This window comes from Peterkaempfera bronchialis, from assembly GCF_003258605.2.
Lineage (GTDB): Bacteria > Actinomycetota > Actinomycetes > Streptomycetales > Streptomycetaceae > Peterkaempfera > Peterkaempfera bronchialis.
In genome coordinates, this window is the sequence record NZ_CP031264.1 from 1,155,788 (window position 1) to 1,172,479 (window position 16,692).

General features: G+C 74.0%; 13 protein-coding genes. 10 read left to right on the forward strand and 3 right to left on the reverse strand.

The genetic code is table 11. The features are described 5' to 3' along the window. Positions 1-58: 58 nt before the first annotated feature. Positions 59-1,189, reverse strand: coding sequence for an ROK family glucokinase (locus tag C7M71_RS05040; protein ID WP_111494573.1), 1,131 nt, complete (start codon positions 1,187-1,189; stop codon positions 59-61). Between the two features lie 341 nt (positions 1,190-1,530). On the opposite strand from C7M71_RS05040, the gene C7M71_RS30510 reads away from it, so the two are divergent. The 4 genes from C7M71_RS30510 to C7M71_RS05060 all read left to right on the forward strand — a co-directional run bounded on the left by C7M71_RS30510 (position 1,531) and on the right by C7M71_RS05060 (position 6,410). Next, positions 1,531-1,953: an STAS domain-containing protein gene (locus tag C7M71_RS30510; protein WP_162824136.1), complete on the forward strand. Its 423-nt coding sequence runs from the start codon at positions 1,531-1,533 to the stop codon at positions 1,951-1,953. Between the two features lie 257 nt (positions 1,954-2,210). After that, complete coding sequence (locus C7M71_RS05050; protein WP_162824137.1) at positions 2,211-3,035, forward strand: hypothetical protein; 825 nt, start codon at positions 2,211-2,213, stop codon at positions 3,033-3,035. Continuing rightward, positions 3,035-5,182 (forward strand): bifunctional polysaccharide deacetylase/glycosyltransferase family 2 protein, encoded by a 2,148-nt coding sequence (locus C7M71_RS05055; protein ID WP_111494920.1) that lies wholly within the window; start codon positions 3,035-3,037, stop codon positions 5,180-5,182. The genes C7M71_RS05050 and C7M71_RS05055 overlap by 1 nt, the downstream gene beginning before the upstream one ends. Positions 5,183-5,219: 37 nt before the next feature. Continuing rightward, on the forward strand, positions 5,220-6,410 hold the full coding sequence (locus tag C7M71_RS05060) for an acyltransferase family protein (protein WP_111494918.1): 1,191 nt from the start codon (positions 5,220-5,222) through the stop codon (positions 6,408-6,410). Positions 6,411-6,435: 25 nt separating this feature from the next. On the opposite strand, the gene C7M71_RS05065 is transcribed toward C7M71_RS05060, so the two are convergent. Both C7M71_RS05065 and C7M71_RS05070 read right to left on the reverse strand, forming a co-directional pair. Beyond that, on the reverse strand, positions 6,436-6,708 hold the full coding sequence (locus C7M71_RS05065; RefSeq protein WP_111494916.1) for a hypothetical protein: 273 nt from the start codon (positions 6,706-6,708) through the stop codon (positions 6,436-6,438). Positions 6,709-6,724: 16 nt separating this feature from the next. Then, on the reverse strand, positions 6,725-8,299 hold the full coding sequence (locus C7M71_RS05070) for a PucR family transcriptional regulator (RefSeq protein ID WP_114914196.1): 1,575 nt from the start codon (positions 8,297-8,299) through the stop codon (positions 6,725-6,727). 186 nt (positions 8,300-8,485) lie between these two features. Here C7M71_RS05070 and C7M71_RS05075 point away from each other — a divergent pair, with 186 nt between their 5' ends. The 6 genes from C7M71_RS05075 to C7M71_RS05100 all read left to right on the forward strand — a co-directional run bounded on the left by C7M71_RS05075 (position 8,486) and on the right by C7M71_RS05100 (position 16,678). Beyond that, complete coding sequence (locus C7M71_RS05075) at positions 8,486-9,376, forward strand: FAD binding domain-containing protein (RefSeq protein WP_111495491.1); 891 nt, start codon at positions 8,486-8,488, stop codon at positions 9,374-9,376. Beyond that, complete coding sequence (locus C7M71_RS05080; RefSeq protein WP_114914197.1) at positions 9,373-9,957, forward strand: (2Fe-2S)-binding protein; 585 nt, start codon at positions 9,373-9,375, stop codon at positions 9,955-9,957. The genes C7M71_RS05075 and C7M71_RS05080 overlap by 4 nt, the downstream gene beginning before the upstream one ends. Continuing rightward, a complete protein-coding gene (gene pucD, locus C7M71_RS05085; RefSeq protein WP_111495249.1) occupies positions 9,957-12,323 on the forward strand; it encodes a xanthine dehydrogenase subunit D in 2,367 nt (788 codons plus the stop codon). Before C7M71_RS05080 ends, pucD begins: the two co-directional genes overlap by 1 nt. Before the next feature lie 46 nt (positions 12,324-12,369). Further along, positions 12,370-13,596 (forward strand): XdhC family protein, encoded by a 1,227-nt coding sequence (locus C7M71_RS05090; RefSeq protein ID WP_114914198.1) that lies wholly within the window; start codon positions 12,370-12,372, stop codon positions 13,594-13,596. Positions 13,597-13,684: 88 nt separating this feature from the next. Next, positions 13,685-14,953: a glucarate dehydratase family protein gene (locus C7M71_RS05095; protein ID WP_111493441.1), complete on the forward strand. Its 1,269-nt coding sequence runs from the start codon at positions 13,685-13,687 to the stop codon at positions 14,951-14,953. Positions 14,954-15,133: 180 nt separating this feature from the next. Next, positions 15,134-16,678, forward strand: a complete 1,545-nt coding sequence (locus C7M71_RS05100; RefSeq protein ID WP_111493439.1) for a sodium:solute symporter family protein — start codon at positions 15,134-15,136, stop codon at positions 16,676-16,678. Positions 16,679-16,692 lie beyond the last annotated feature (14 nt).

Sequence of the window (16,692 nt, forward strand, 5' to 3'; positions counted from 1 at the left end):
CGGGACCGAGCCATTTCAGCCGGTCGGCCAGGTCGGGTCGGCCAGTGGGCCGGTCGGTTCAGCCGGTGGGGTGGTCCGGCGTCCCGCCCCGGCGTTCCACCCGGCGCCGCTTGACGGTGCGGAAGCGGCGGGCGACCTGGCGGGCCAGGTCGGCGGCGCCGACCAGCCCGGCCTCATTGCCCAGCTCGGCGAGGACCAGCTGGGCCTCGGGGCGGAAGCCGCGCCCGGTGAGGGTGCGGGCGAAGGCGTCCTGGGCGGGGCCGAGCAGCAGGTCCCCGGCGGCGGAGACGCCGCCGCCGATCACAAAGCGGCCCGGGTCCAGGGCGGCGGCGAGGTTGGCGATGCCCACGCCCAGCCAGCGGCCGACGTCGTGCAGCAGTTCCACCGCGACCGGGTCGCCGTCCTGGGCGGCCTCGGTGACCAGCGGGCCGGTGATCGCGGAGACATCGCCGCCCACCCGCCCCAGCAGCGGTTCGGCCACCGGGGACTCGGCGGCGGCCAGCTCGCGGGCCTCCCGCACCAGGGCGTTACCGGAGGAGTACTGCTCCCAGCAGCCCCGGTTGCCGCAGGGGCAGCGGTGGCCGCCCGGCACCACCTGCATATGGCCGAACTCGCCTGCCATGCCCCACTTGCCGCGCTCCAGCAGGCCCTCCCTGACGATGGCGCCGCCGATGCCGGTCCCGAGGGTGATCATCACCAGGTCGTCCTCGCCGCGACCGGCGCCGAAGCGCCACTCGGCCCAGGCGGCGGCGTTGGCGTCGTTCTCCACGATCACCGGAAAGCGGAGCCGTTCGCTGAGCGCCTGCTGGAGCGGTTCGCCGCGCCAGTTGAGATGGGGGGCGAAGAGCACCGTGGAGCGGTCGGCGTCCACCCAGCCGGCCGCGCCGATGCCCACCGCGTGGACGTCATGCCGGTCGGCGAGGTCGAGGACCAGTTCCACGATGGTGTCCTCCACCACCCGGGGGCTCTTGCTCTTGTCCGGGGTCTCGGCGCGCAGCCGCTCCACCACCCGGCCGTCGGCGTCCACCACCCCGGCCGCGACCTTGGTGCCGCCGATGTCGACGCCGATGGTGGGCAGCCGCAGCGAGCTGAGGTGCACCGAGCGCCGGCGGCGGCTGGCGCTGCGGTACGCGGTGCGCCCGCCCCGGCCGCCGAGGCCGCCACCCGAGCCCGACCCCGAGCCGAGCATCGAGAACCGGCCGTACTTCTCCCGCTTGGCGTCGCCGTTGCCGCCGTTGCCGCTCACCGCTGCTTCTCCACCTCTGCCGTGCCGGTGTCCGCGTCCGTCGCCGGGGCGCGGCGGCCTCGGTCGCCACCGTTCTCCACCGTTCGATACGCCCCGGCGAGCATACGCAACCCGGGCCCGGCGCCGTCTGGGGCGGGAGTTGGCACGGGCGCGCGCCGGTGCACGGCAAGCCGGTCGCACAGTGTGCACGACCGGTGACAGGAGCGCAGCCGGGCGCTTACAGTCTGGGGACACCTCCCGCCGAGCGCGGAAGGCCGCCGGACCGGGAAAATGGGGGCACCACCGTGAAAACGCTGCTGCGCCGCTCCGCCGAGCCACCCGAGCCCGTGTACCAGGACGGGCTGCTCCAGGTCGTCCGAACCGGCCACGCCGGCCGACTGGCGCTCAGAGGGGATGTGGACGCCTCCAACGTCAACCGGCTGGCCGGGGTGCTCTCGGCGGAGGCCCGCCGCCCGGCCGACCCGCAGGGCGGGCCGGGGAGCCTGCATCTGGAGCTGTCGGACCTGGAGTTCATGGATGTCGGGGGGTGCCGGCTGCTGGTGCACACCGCGCTGGCGCTCTTCGGCGACGGCGAGCGGCGGCTGGTGCTGCACGGGCTGGCGCCGCATCTGCGCCGGGTGATGCGCGTGGTGGGGTGGGACCGGACCCCCGGGCTGGACATCGTCCTTGACGGCCCCTACGGGTTTCCGACGCCGTCCGCACACTGACGTTCAGCAGGTCATCACGTTCCCGTCACAACTGGACGGGGAGTCTGACAGTTCGGACACCCACCCTCTGTGTCATCACTTTCATACGGTACTTTCAACGTCCTAGCATCAGCCGCCGGCGAGACCCCTCACACATGCTCGCTCCCGGCCCACCCCGACCGCCCGTCAGCGCAGTCCGTCAGCGGACGCCCGGATGCTCGACCCGGCCGCCGCAGGGTCGGGCCATCTGCGCGCACCCCGAAAGGCTTATGCCCTCCGTGACGACCCCGCCATCGTGGGCTCCGCGCCGGCGCTCCGCCCAAGGGGACATACCCCAGCACCCCCTGCCCGACGGAGCGGACGTCAAACTCGTCAAACCCGCCCCGGACGACTGGGACGGCGGGGGTGTCGAACAGCCCACCATGGAACTGCGCGCCGCCTCCGTACCGCCCCAGGCCATACCGGCCGAGATCTCCATACCGCCCCAGGCCATACCGCCGGAGATCTCCATACCGGCCCAGGCATCCGCCCCCGCCGTGGAGGAGGCCGCACCGGGCCCGGTCTTCGTGGACAGCACCGGCCGCCGAGGCCGCAACTTCCGCCGGGTGGGATGGCTGATCGGCGTGGTCTGCGTGGGGTTCGCCGGGGTGCTTGCCACCGCCGTGATGAGCGCCGGCTCCGGCGCCCCCGAGCTCGACATCCCCGACCCCGCGCAGCGCGGCCCCGCCGCCGCCCCGCAGAGCCCCTCGGCGGCCGTCCCCGGCAGCGGCACGACCCCGGCCCCCGGCGGCAGCACCGCGCCCGGCGCGTCCAACGCGCCGTCCCCGGCGGGCGGAACCGGCCCGCAGCGGGAGACCGCGCCCGCCACCCGGACCAGCGCCGACCACCCCACCGACCCGTCGGCGACGGCATCCCCGCCGACCGGGACCACCGCCACCCCCGCCCGGACCGCCACCGCCCCGGCGACCACCGCCGCCACGGCCGCACCGCCGCCCCCGCCCGCCACCACCGCGCCGGGCTCCGCGACGGACCCCCACTCCCCCGTGCCCGGCGACCCCGACCCGTCGACGCCCGCCGACCACACCCAGCAGGAAGCACCCTGATGTCCCGCCACCAGCGTCTCCGGTCCGCCGCCCGATCGGGCCGCAAGGCCGTCCCCCCGCTGCGCTTTCTGCTCCCCTCGCTGGTCCTGGCCGCCCTGATGGGCATGCTGATGCTGCGCGGCCTGGTGACCAACGAGGTGTTCCACGACAGCCGGGTCGCCGAGTCGGTGGACAAGACCACCGTCCCGCGCCACCTGCTCACCGGCGGCCCCATCGTCGACTCCCGCGACGGCAAGGAGCGCAGCTACCGGCCCGCCGACCACACCATGGCGCTCACCTTCGACGACGGCCCGGACCCGGACTGGACCCCCAAGGTGCTGGACATCCTGGCCAAGCACGATGCGCACGCGACCTTCTTCGTGACCGGTTCGATGGCCACCCGCTACCCGGAGCTGATCCGCCGCATGGTCGCCGAGGGCCACGAGGTCGGCCTGCACACCTTCAACCACCCCGACCTCGCCCTGCACTCCACCACCCGGCTCTCCTGGGAGCTGGCCCAGACCCAGCTGGCGCTGGCCGGGGCCGCGGGCATCCACAGCTCGCTCTTCCGGCCGCCGTACTCCTCCAAGGCCAGCGCGCTGGACGACCTGACATGGCCGGTGGTCAAGGAACTGGGCAAGCGCGGCTACATCACCGCCTTCATCGACACCGACACCGACGACTGGAAGCGGCCCGGGGTCGACGCCATCGTCAAGGCGGCGCTGCCCAAGCACCCCGGCGAGGGCTCCGTCGTCCTGATGCACGACTCCGGCGGCGAGCGGTCGCAGACCGTGGCCGCGCTGGACCGGCTGATGCCGCTGCTGGAAGCGGAGAAGTACCGCTTCACCACGGTCACCGAGTCGCTGGGCGCCCCCAGCGCGCACACCCAGGTCACCGGGTTCCCGCTGTGGACCGGCAAGGTGTTCATCTGGTTCGCGTCCGCCTCGGTCGTCCTGATGCCGATCCTGGTGGCGCTGCTGGCGGTGGTCGGCGGCCTGGTGCTGGCCCGGTTCGCGCTGATGCTGCTGCTCTCCGCGCTGCATGTGCGGCGCACCCGCCGGGCCGGCTTCTCCTGGGGCCCGCCGGTCACCGAACCGGTCACCGTGCTGGTCCCCGCCTACAACGAGCAGGAGTGCATCGCCAACACGGTGCGCTCACTCGCCGAGAGCGACCACCCCATCGAGGTGATCGTGATCGACGACGGGTCCAGCGACGACACCGCCGACATCGTGGAGGCGCTGGCGCTGCCCTGGGTGCGGGTCATCCGGCAGGCCAACGCGGGCAAGGCCGCCGCGCTCAACACCGGCCTGGCGCACGCCTCCCACGACCTGGTCGTGATGATGGACGGCGACACCGTCTTCGAGCCGTCCACCGTGCGCGAACTGGTGCAGCCCTTCGGCGACCCCGGTGTGGGCGCCGTCGCCGGCAACGCCAAGGTCGGCAACCGGGACACCCTGATCGGCGCCTGGCAGCACATCGAATATGTGATGGGGTTCAACCTCGACCGGCGGATGTACGACGTCCTCGGCTGCATGCCCACCATCCCCGGCGCGGTCGGCGCCTTCCGCCGCTCGGCGCTGGTCGAGGCGGGCGGCATGAGCGACGACACCCTCGCCGAGGACACCGATGTCACCATGGCCCTGCACCGGGCCGGCTGGCGGGTGGTGTACGCGGAGCGCGCCCGCGCCTGGACCGAGGCGCCGCAGTCCATGGACCAGCTCTGGTCGCAGCGGTACCGCTGGAGCTACGGCACCATGCAGGCGATGTGGAAGCACCGGCACGCGCTGCTGGAGCGCGGCCGGGCGGGCCGGTTCGGCCGGATCGGGCTGCCCCTGGTGGCGGTCTTCATGGTGGTCGCGCCGCTGCTGGCTCCGCTGATCGACGTCTTCCTGGTGTACGGGCTGCTCTTTGTCGACCTGGGCAAGACGCTGCTGGCCTGGCTGGCCGTGCTGGCCGTGCAGGCGGTCTGCGCCGGGTACGCCTTCCGGCTGGACCGGGAGAAGCCCTGGCATCTGATCAGCCTGCCGATGCAGCAGATCGTCTACCGGCAGCTGATGTACCTGGTGCTGCTCCAGTCCTGGATCACCGCGCTGACCGGCGGCCGGCTGCGCTGGCAGAAGCTGCGCCGCACCGGCGAGGTCGAGGCCGCCCCCGTCGTCGCGGCCTGACGCCGCCCTGTCGCTTCCGCCCCGAAAGGCATCCCCCATGACCATGCCGGCAACGGCTCCCGCCCCGGCTGCGGCGGTCGCGTCCGCGTCCGGAGCCGCCAGGCCCTCCGGGCGCGACCGCTACCTGGACCTGCTGCGCGCGCTGGCACTGGTCCGTGTGGTGGCGTACCACGAGTTCGGCTGGGCCTGGCTGACGGTGGCCTTCCCGTCGATGGGCGTGATGTTCGCCCTCGCCGGGTCGCTGATGGCGCGCTCGCTGGAGCGGCCCGCGCTCAAGGTGATCCGCAGCCGGCTGCGGCGGCTGCTGCCGCCGCTCTGGGTCTTCGGCGCCCTGGTGGTCGCCGGCATGGTCGCCCAGGGCTGGGGGCCGGGCGGCAGCCCGGACGTCGGCCGCTGGTGGGCGAAGGCCGCCTTCTGGGTGGTGCCGCTGAGCGACCCGCCGTACTCGCCGGAGCTGCCCGGGATCAAGGGCGTACTGGAGAGCAGCTGGGCCGACCAGGTCGCGGTGCCGCTCTGGTACCTGCGCGCCTACCTGTGGTTCGTACTGCTCTCGCCGCTGCTGCTGAAGGCGTTCCGCCGGCTGCCGTGGCCGACGCTGCTGGCCCCGCTGGGCCTGGTCCTGCTGCTGGGCACCGGGGTGGTGGACGTCCCGGGCCGAGCCGGGGACGCGCTGCTGGACTTCGCCATCTTCGGCTCCTGCTGGCTGCTGGGGTTCGCCCACCACGACGGGCTGCTGACCCGGATTCCGCGCTATGTGGTGCCGTCCATCGCACCCTTCATCCTGCTGGCCGGGCTGTGGTGGGCGCTGGGGCACCAGGACTCTGAGAGCGGCTACAACCTGGACGAGATCCCGATCGCCCAGGCGATCTGGTCGTTCGGCTTCGTCCTGCTGCTGCTCCACCTGAGCCCCTCATGGACCAGCTGGCCGCCCCGGCTGCAACGCTGGAACGGGGTGATCAGCCTGCTCAACGCCCGCGCCATGACCGTCTACCTCTGGCACAACGTGGCCCTGATGGCGGCGATCCCGCTGCTCGACCCGCTGTGGCAGGTGCCGGTGCTGGAGCAGCACTTCGCCTGGCTGCTGGACAGCGACTGGCTGCCCTTCCTGCTGGTCTGGCCGCTGCTGGCGATCTGCATCGTGCTGGTCGGCTGGGTCGAGGACGTGGCCGCCAAGCGCAGGCCCCGGCTCTTCCCCTGGCCGCGCCGGACCGCCTCGCGCGCTCGGTGACGGCGTTCTGCGGGCCGTCGCCGGTCTACTGCTCAAGCTGCGGTGTACCGAGGCCCGGGCCGGTGATGTAGCGCCTGCGCCGGTCGGAGAACCGGGTCACGTCGGTGCTGTCGACAAACTGGTCGATCGCCCCGACGGGCGGAAGCCCCCGCAGCCGGGGGTCGTTGATCGTGGCCGTCAGGGCACCGGTGAAGCGGTTGCCGTCCATGACAAGGAACGGCCGGGTGTGGAAGCAGCGTGGCTCCGTCTCCAACGGTTCGGTCAGGCCCAGGTCGTTGTGCGTACCCGCTCCCAGCACGTCGGGTGCCGTCGCCTCAGGAGAGTTCCAGGGCCAGGTAGAAGTCGACCCGGTCGGCCAGGCGGGAGAGGTCGCGGCCGGTCAGCTCCTCGATCCGGCCGATCCGGTAGCGCAGGGTGTTGACGTGGACGTGCAGGGCGGCGGCGCAGCGCGTCCAGGAGCCGTCGGCGTGCAGGAATGCCTCCAGGGTGCGGACCAGGTCCGCCTGGTGTGCCAGGTCGTAGCGGACCACCGGGTCCAGCAGCCTGCTGCGGAAGGCCCGGCGGACCTCGTCGGGGACGGCGGCCAGCAGCAGTACATGGGAGGCCAGCTCCTCGGGGCCGGCGACGCAGATCCGGCCGGTCCGGGCGGCGGCGATCCGGCGGGCGTGGCGGGCCTCCTCCCAGGCGCCGCGCAGGGCGTCCGGCTGCGCGGCGGGGGCGGAGACGCCGACGGTGATCCGGCCCTGCGCGCCCAGCCCGGCCTCCAGCGGGCCCAGCAGTGCCCGCAGCGTCCCGGCGGGGTCGCCGTCCTGCGGTGCGGGCAGCACCGCCACGGCCGCCGGACCGGCCCCGGCGACCAGGGCCTGGTCCGCGAGGCCGGTCAGCGCCTCCTCCAGGGCGGCCCGCAGCGCGCCGTCGGGCAGGCCGGTGCTCTCGGCGGCGAGTACCAGCCAGGCGGCGGGCGGGCGCTGCGGTCCGGGGCCGGACATCGCCTCGGCGGCGTACAGGGCGCGGGCGACCTCCGCCGATCCGGCGTCCCGGCGCAGCAGGGCGGCGAGTTCGCCGGCCAGTCGGCGGCGCAGGGCGCGGCCCTGGTCGCGGCGGGTGCGTTCGGCGGCGACCAGCCGGGCGAGGCTGTCGGCGAGTTGGCGGCGCTTGCCGGTCCACTCGGTGACGTCGCCGGCGACGGCCAGCAGCCAGTCGGCGAGCGGGGTCTCGGCGGCCGGGTCGGCGGGGGCGGGCAGCAGGGAGTACGGGCGGCCGTGCAGCCGGGCGTGGTGCGGCGGGGCGCTGCGGCGGCGGCCGGCGGTGAGGTGGGTGCGCACCAGCCGTTCGCGGTCGGCGGGCGGCAGCCGGTCGGCGGGTCCGGCGACCACCCGGCCGGTGGGGGTGAGGACCCAGCAGTCCAGGTCGAGGTCGCCGCCGAGCAGGTCCAGTACGGCGTCCAGGCCGCTGCCGCCGGTGGCGGAGACCAGCAGCCGGTGGCGTTCCACCAGGGCGGCGAGGTCGGCGGCGCGGTCGGCGGAGACCTGCCGGCCGACGTACTCGGCGACCGCCGCGAAGGCGGTGTCCTCGGGGACGGCGAAGAGCGGCATCCGGTGGCGGCGGCAGGCCGCGACCAGGTCCTGCGGGACCGGGCCGACCTCGGCCTCGCCTGCGGCGAGGGCGACGGCCCCGGCGGCGGCGATCACCCGGACGAACCGTTCGGAGTCCTCCGGGGCCGCGCGCCAGAGCATGCCGGTGAGGACCAGTTCACCCCCGTGGAGGTAGCGGCCGGGGTCGTGCAGGTCGGTGGTCATCACCCCGGTGACCTGCCGGTCCAGCTCCTCCTCGGCGGCGAGCAGCCGCAGCCGGGGGGCTCCGGGGGCCAGCAGGGCGGCGACGCGCATCCGCTGCCTCCTCCGACAGCCGGGTCCGGGCCGGTCCAGGCCGGGCGGCGGTCCGTTTTGGAGAAAGCTACAGCAGGTCGGGCGGCGCGGCCCTCCGGGGTTCATGCCATCGGTGACTGCCCGTGAGCGCCCGATTGCGTGTGTACTGGCAGGCAGGGGCATGCCGATGTGCATAGGGAGACCCGGATGGAGTTCCTGCGGCCCGCCACCTGGGACGAGGCGCTTGCGCTGAAGGCGGAGCACCCGGCCGCCGTGCCGATCGCCGGCGGTACGGATGTGATGGTCGAGCTGAACTTCGACCGGCGGCGCCCGCCCGCGCTGCTGGATCTCAACCGGGTCGCGGAGCTGTCCCGCTGGGAGTCGGACGGTGCGGTGGTGCGGCTGGGCGCCTCGGTGCCGTACGCCCGGATCGTGGCGGAGCTGTCCGGGCCGCTGCCCGGGCTGGCGCTGGCGGCCCGCACCGTGGGGTCGCCGCAGATCCGCAACCGGGGCAGCGTCGGCGGCAACCTGGGTGCGGCCTCCCCGGCGGGCGACGCGCATCCGCCGCTGCTGGCGGCGGGCCGGGGGGTGCGGGTGGAGGCGGCGTCGGTGCGCGGCACCCGGCTGATCCCGATCGACGCCTTCTACCTGGGGGTGAAGCGCAATGCGCTGGAGCCGGACGAGCTGGTCCGGGCGGTGCGGATTCCGGTCGCGGACGGCCCGCAGCAGTTCTCCAAGATCGGTACCCGCAATGCGATGGTGATCGCGGTCTGCGCGTTCGCGCTGGCGCTGCACCCGAGGGACGGCACCGTCGGCACCGGCCTGGGCTCCGCCGCGCCCACCCCGCGCCGCGCCCCCGAGGCCGAGGAGTACCTGGCCGGGGAGCTGGCCGGGCGCGGCCTGTGGGAGAGCGGCGGCGGGCTGGACGGAGCGGTGGTGGCGCGGTTCGGCGAGCTGGTCGCGGCGGCGGCGTCGCCCATCGACGACGTACGGGGCAGCGCCGACTACCGGCGGCACGCACTGGCGGTGATGGCCCGCCGCACCCTCGGCTGGTGCTGGTCCGCGTATGCCGGGCAGCGGGAGGGGAGCGCCGTATGAGGGTCACCTTCATGGCCAACGGCCGCCGGGTGGAGGCCGATGACGTCTGGGAGGGCGAGAGCCTGCTGTATGTGCTGCGGGAGCGGCTGGGGCTGCCGGGCTCCAAGAACGCCTGCGAGCAGGGCGAGTGCGGTTCCTGCACGGTCTACCTGGACGGGGAGCCGGTCTGCTCCTGCCTGGTGGCGGCCGGTCAGGTGCAGGGCCGGGAGGTGCGCACGGTGGAGGGGCTGGCCGGGCCGGACGGGCTGGACCCGGTGCAGCAGGCGTTCCTGGACGCGGGCGCGGTGCAGTGCGGTTTCTGCACGCCGGGGCTGCTGGTGCAGACCCACGCCCTGCTGGAGCGCGACCCGGCGCCGGGCGACGCCGACATCCGCGAGGCGCTGTCGGGCAACCTCTGCCGCTGCACCGGATACCAGAAGATCATGGAGGCGGTGCGGCTGGCCGCCCTCCGCCGGGCCGAGCGGGGCGAGCGGGGCGGGCAGGCCGAGCAGAGCGGGCAGGCTGAGCGGGGCGGGGTGGCCGAGCGGGGCGGGCGGGGCGGGCGGGGCGGGCGGGCCGAGCAGAGCGGGGCGGCGGGCTGATGGGCACCGGTACCGGGCTGCGCGCCGAGAAGAACCTGCGGCAGATCACCACCGACCATCCGCACGGCGTGGGCACCGACGCGGTCCGCCCGGACGGCGTGCTGAAGGTGCGGGGCGAGTTCGCCTACTCCTCCGACCTCTGGGCGGAGGACATGCTCTGGGGCGCGACGCTGCGCGCACCGCACGCCCGCGCCCGGATCAGGGCGGTGGACGTCTCGGGCGCCCTGGCGCTGCCCGGGGTGCACGCGGTGCTCACCCATGAGGACATCCCGGGCGCGCTCCACTACGGACTGGAGATCCGGGACCAGCCGGTGCTGGCGGTCGACCAGGTGCGCTACCACGGCGAGCCGGTGGCGATCGTGGCCGCCGACCATCCGGAGACGGCCCGCCGGGCGGTCGCCGCCATCGCGGTGGAGTACGAGGTGCTGGAGCCGATCTGCACCGAGGAGCAGGCGCTCGACCCGGAGCGCTACGGGTATGTGCACGCCCCCGGGGAGTACCGGGGGAAGGCGTCGGGCAATGTGCTGCACCGGCAGCGGGTGGTGTCCGGCGGCGGTGTCACCGACGCGGTACGGGCGCTGGCCGAGGTGGTGGTGCGCGGCGAGTACCAGGTCGGCATGCAGGACCAGGCGTTCCTCGGCCCGGAGTCGGGGCTGGCGGTGCCCGCCGAGGACGGCGGGGTGGACCTCTATGTCGCCACCCAGTGGCTGCATGTGGACCGGCAGCAGATGGCGCCGGTGCTGGGCCTGCCGGAGGAGAAGGTGCGGATGGTGCTGGCCGGGGTGGGCGGTGCGTTCGGCGGGCGCGAGGACCTGTCGATGCAGATCCACGCCTGCCTGCTGGCGCTGCGCACCGGCCGCCCGGTGAAGGTGGTGTACAGCAGGGAGGAGTCGTTCTTCGGGCATGTGCACCGGCATCCGGCGCGGCTGCGCTATGAGCACGGCGCCACCCGGGACGGCCGGCTGGTCTATGTGGACGCCCGGATCGTGCTGGACGGCGGCGCCTATGCGTCCTCCTCCCCGGCGGTGGTCGGCAATGCGGCCTCGCTGGGGGTCGGCCCCTATGTGGTGCCGCACGTCCGGATGGAGGCGCTGGCGCTCTACACCAACAACCCGCCGTGCGGGGCGATGCGCGGCTTCGGCGCGGTGCAGGCGTGCTTCGCGTACGAGAGCCAGCTGGACCGGCTGGCCGCCGCGCTGGGCATGGACCCGGTGGAGCTGCGGCAGCGCAATGCGGTCTCCGAGGGCGATGCGCTGCCCACCGGGCAGCGGATCGACTCCCCCGCCCCGGTGGCGGAGCTGCTGCGGCGGGTGCAGGCGCTGCCGCTGCCGCCGGCCGCCGGGAGCGATCTGCGGGAGCTGCCGGGCGCGCTCTCCAACACCACCCATGGCGAGGGGGTGGTGCGCGGGGTCGGCTATGCGGTGGGGATCAAGAACGTGGGCTTCTCCGAGGGGTTCGACGACTACTCGACGGCCCGGGTGCGACTGGAGGTGATCGGCGGCGAGCCGGTGGCCACGGTGCACACGGCGGCGGCGGAGGTCGGCCAGGGCGGCGTCACGGTGCATGGGCAGATCGCCCGGACCGAGCTGGGGGTGGAGCGGGTGACCATCCAGCCCGCGGACACCCGGGTGGGCTCGGCCGGGTCCACCTCGGCCTCCCGGCAGACCTATATGACCGGGGGCGCGGTGAAGCTGGCCTGCGAGGCGGTGCGGGCGGAGGTGCTGGCGCGCGGCCGGGCCCGCCATGGCTGGCACCAGGGGGATCTGGCGCTCTCCGGCGGCAAGGTGGTGTCGGCCGCCGACGGGGTGCTGGCCACGGTGGCGGACCTGCTGGGCGAGGACGCCGTGGAGCGGACCCGCGTCCACCGGCACCGTCCGACCCGGCCCTTCGACCCGGAGACCGGCCAGGGGCTCGGCCATGTCCAGTACTCCTTCTGCGCGCACCGGGCGGTGGTGGACGTGGATGTGGAGCTGGGCCTGGTCAAGGTGGTGGAGCTGGCCGCCGCCCAGGACGTGGGGCGGGCGATGAACCCGTCGGCGGTGCTCGGCCAGATCCACGGCGGCTCGGTGCAGGGGCTGGGTCTGGCGGTGATGGAGGAGATCGCGGTGGACGGGGGGAGGGTCCGCAATCCGTCCTTCACCGACTATCTGATCCCCACCATCCTGGACACCCCGCCGCAGCCGGTGCAGCTGCTGGAGCTGGCCGACCCGCACGCCCCGTATGGGCTGCGCGGTGCGGGCGAGGCGCCGACGCTCTCCTCCACCCCGGCGATCGTCTCCGCGATCCGCGCCGCCACCGGCCTACCGCTGAACCGGGTGCCGGTGCGGCCGGAGCATCTCACCGTGCAACGGCCGCAGCCGGGCTGACATGCTCATGGGTGGGGGGTGACCCCTGGAGGAAGGAGCCTCCGAGATGCGGGACATCGCCGGGGAGCTGCACGGCTGGTACGCGTCGGGGCGCTCCTTCGCCGTGGCCACCGTGGTCGCGGTCACGGGCAGCGCGCCCCGCGACGCCGGCGCCGCGCTGGCCGTGGACGCGGCCGGTACGGCGGTCGGCAGTGTCTCGGGCGGCTGCGTGGAGGGGGCGGTGTATGAGCGCTGCCGGCAGGTGCTGGAGACCGGGCAGCCGGTGGTGGAGCACTTCGGGTACACCGACGAGGACGCCTTCGCGGTGGGACTGACCTGCGGCGGCGCCCTCGATGTGCTGGTGCAGGCGGTGCGGCCGAGGGCGGGCGACGAGGCGGGCGGCGAAGCGGACTCCGGGGCGGACGCCGAGGTGGAGGCGGGGCTGGCCGCCGCGCTGGCCGCCGCCGCTGCGGGCGAGCCGGTGGCGCTGGTACGGGTGGTGGCGGGCCCCGATCCGCTGCCGGCCACCGCCCTCGCGGTGACCGCAGACGGCCACCGCGGCCGGCTGGGCGATGGAGGGCGGGGCGGCGGACGGCTGGAGCGGGCGGCCGCCGCCGAGGCCCGGGCGCTGCTGGCGGTCGGGCGGACCGGGCGCCTGGTGCTGGACCGCAAGGGCAGGCCGTGCGGGGCGGAGGCGGCGGACGGGGTCACGCTGCTGGTGGAGTCCTTTGCGCCGCCGCCCCGGATGCTGGTCTTCGGCGCGGTCGACTTCGCGGCGGCGGTGGCGCGGATCGGGGTGTTCCTGGGCTACCGGGTGACGGTCTGCGACGCCCGTGCCGTCTTCGCCACCGGCCGCCGCTTCCCGGAGGCGGACGAGGTGGTCGTCGACTGGCCGCACCGCTATCTGGCGCGCGAGGCGGCGGCCGGGGCGGTGGACGGCCGCACGGTGGTCTGCGTGCTGACCCATGATCCGAAGTTCGACATCCCGCTGCTGGAGGCGGCGCTGCGGCTGCCGCTGGCGTACGTCGGCGCCATGGGGTCGCGCCGCACCCACCGGGACCGGGCGGCCCGGCTGCGCGAGGCCGGGCTCGGCGAGGCGGAGCTGGGACGGCTGCGCTCCCCGATCGGGCTGGACCTGGGGGCCCGTACGCCGGAGGAGACGGCGGTGGCGGTGGCCGCCGAGATCGTGGCGCATCGGAGCGGCGGTTCCTGCCTGCCGCTGACCTGCGGCGAAGGGCCGATCCACCGCGATCTTCCGGGGTCGGCGGGCTCTCAGGCGGCCTTGACCCGCTGAATGGGGCGCCTCTACAGTCACGGCAGTTTTGCACTCATGACGCATGTTCATATATGTGGACTGCTCAGACTGGAGAGGCGAGCTGACGATGACGGACTCCCCCCGGATCACCGGTGTCGAGATCACCCCCGTGGCCTTCCGCGACCCGGCGCTGCTGTGCGCGGTCGGGGTCCATGAGCCGTACGCCCTGCGGGCCGTCGTCGAGGTCACCACCGGCCAGGGGCTGTACGGCCTCGGCGAGACCTATGCCGACGAGGGGCATCTGCGGCGGCTGCGCGCCGCCGCCGACGCGCTCATCGGGATGGAGGTGCATGCGCTGGGCGCCATGCACCGGCGGGTCGCCCAGGTACTGGACGGCGACACCGGCAGCGACGGGCACGGGCTCACCGGGATGATCACCACCAGCAGCACCGTGGACCGGGTCTTCTCCCCGTTCGAGGTGGCCTGCCTGGACATCCAGGGCAAGGCCGCCGGCCGCCCGGTCTGCGATCTGCTCGGCGGCGCGGTGCGGGACTCCGTATCGTTCAGCGCCTACCTCTTCTACAAGTGGGCCGGGCACCCCGGCGCGCAGCCGGACGGCTGGGGCGAGGCGCTGGACCCGGAGGGGATCGTCGCCCAGGCCCAGCGGATGGTCGACAGCTACGGCTTCACGGCGATCAAGCTCAAGGGCGGGGTGCGGCCCCCCGAGGAGGAGGTCAAGGCGGTGCTGGCGCTCCGCGAGGCCTTCCCCGAGATGCCGCTGCGGCTGGACCCCAACACGGCCTGGACGGTGGAGACTTCGCTGTGGGTGGCCCGCGAGCTGGACGGCGTGCTGGAGTACCTGGAGGACCCGACCCCCGGCCTGGACGGCATGGCCCGGGTGGCCCGCGAGGCGTCCATGCCGCTGGCCACCAATATGTGCGTGGTCGCCTTTGAGCACCTCGCCCCGGCCGTCGCCCAGGGGTCGGTGCGGGTGGTGCTCTCCGACCACCACTACTGGGGCGGGCTGCACCGCTCCAAGCTGCTGGCCGGCATCTGCGAGACCTTCGGCCTGGGGCTCTCCATGCACTCCAACTCCCATCTGGGCATCAGCCTGGCCGCGATGGTCCAGCTGGCCGCCGCCACCCCGCAGCTGGGCTACGCCTGCGACACCCACTGGCCGTGGAAGACCGAGGACGTCGTCCAGCCCGGCGCGCTCTCCTTCACCGGCGGCGCGGTGCGGGTGCCGCGCGGCCCGGGGCTGGGCGTGGAGCTCGACCGCGAGGCGCTGGCCCGGCTGCACCGGCAGTACCTCGACTGCGGGCTGCGCAACCGGGACGACACCGGCTACATGCGGCGGATCGACCCCGGCTACGAGAAGAAGCTCCCCCGCTGGTGACACACCCGTTGACCCTCCGTACCGGCGACGGCTAGCCTGCCGCCTGGCGATCGCCCATACACAAGAACCACATCTCCATATGTGAACAGAGAACGGCGGCGATCACCCTCCCATCCCCCTTTTCCCCTTCTCCGCTTCCGCGGATCGCGGGCAGCCGGACCTCGGCAACGAGGAGTTCCCATGGCCTGGCTCGACTGGTCCGCCCTTGGCGGCTACTTCGTGGTGATGCTGCTGATCGGCCTCTGGTCGCACCGGCGCATCAGCGACGTGAGCGACTACTTCACCGGCGGCGGACGGATGCCCTGGTGGCTCTCCGGCGTCTCCCACCACATGTCCGGATACAGCGCCGCCGTCTTCGTCGCCTATGCGGCGGTCGCCTACAGCTACGGCATCACCGTCTACGTCTGGGCGTTCCTGCCCCTCGCCCTGGGCACCGGGCTGGGCGCCTGGCTCTTCGCCCCCCGCTGGAACCGGCTGCGGCAGCGCTATGCCGTGGCCTCCCCGCTGGAGTACCTGGCCAAGCGGTACAACGTCCCCACCCAGCAGGCGCTGGCCTGGAGCGGAGCCCTGCTGAAGGTCTTCGACGTGGCCGCCAAGTGGGCCTCGGTCGCGGTGCTGCTCCAGGTCTTCACCGGTCTGTCGATGAACGTCGGCATCCTGCTCACCGGCGTGGTCACCCTGCTGTACTGCACCGTGGGCGGGCTCTGGGCCGACGCGCTCACCGACTTCGGGCAGTTCATCATCCAGGGCGTCGCGGCGCTGGCGATGATCTGGGTGGTGCTGGACCGGCTCGGCGGCGTCTCGGGCCTGGGCACCCTCTGGCACCGGCTGCCCGAGGGGCACGGCCACCCGCTGGTCGGGCCGTACACCGCCGGCTTCCTCAGCGCCTATGTGGTGGTCAAGATCTTCGAGTACAACGGCGGCATGTGGAACCTGGCCCAGCGCTATATGGCCACCGACTCCCCCGCCGCCGCCCGCCGCTCGGCCGGCCTCTCCGCGCTGCTCTATGTGATCTGGCCCGCCGTGCTGCTCCTCCCGCCCGTCGCCGCACCGGTCCTGATGCCGCATGTGGCCCAGCCGCAGCAGGTGTACGCCCTGATGGCCAAGGACTACCTGCCCGCCGGGCTGGTCGGCCTCACCCTCGCCGGGATGTTCTCCCACACCATGGCGATGGCCTCGTCCGACGCCAACGCCATCTCGGCGGTGGTCACCCGCGACATCATCCCGGTACTCACCCGCCGGTTCCGATCCCTGACGAGCCGTCCCATGACCACCCAGGCGGGACTGCTCACCGCCCGGGTGTGCACGGTCGTCTTCATCACCGTCAGCATGCTGGTCGCCATCGAGGCCGACCACTTCGGCGGCGTCCTGGGCATCATCGTCGGCCTGGTCGCGGCCGTGATGGGGCCCATCTCCATCCCGATGCTGCTGGGCCTGCTGCCCGCCTTCCGCCGGTGCGGCGCCGTGGCCGCGCTGGCCTCCTGGGCGCTCGGCCTGCTGGGCTACGTCCTGGTGAGGTTTGTGATCGGCAGCACCGACCAGACCGCCGTGATCGCCACCCCGCTGATCACCTCACTGGTGGTGTACATCGGCGCCGGGCTGCTGCGCCCCGAGCCCAACCCGGCGGCGGACGCCATCGTCGCGGCCGTCTCGCCGGGCTCCGACGGCGACTCCCCGGCTCCGGCGGCGGGGCAGGTCACCGCCCCGTCGGGCACGGGCGACTGAGCCGACCCGCGTTC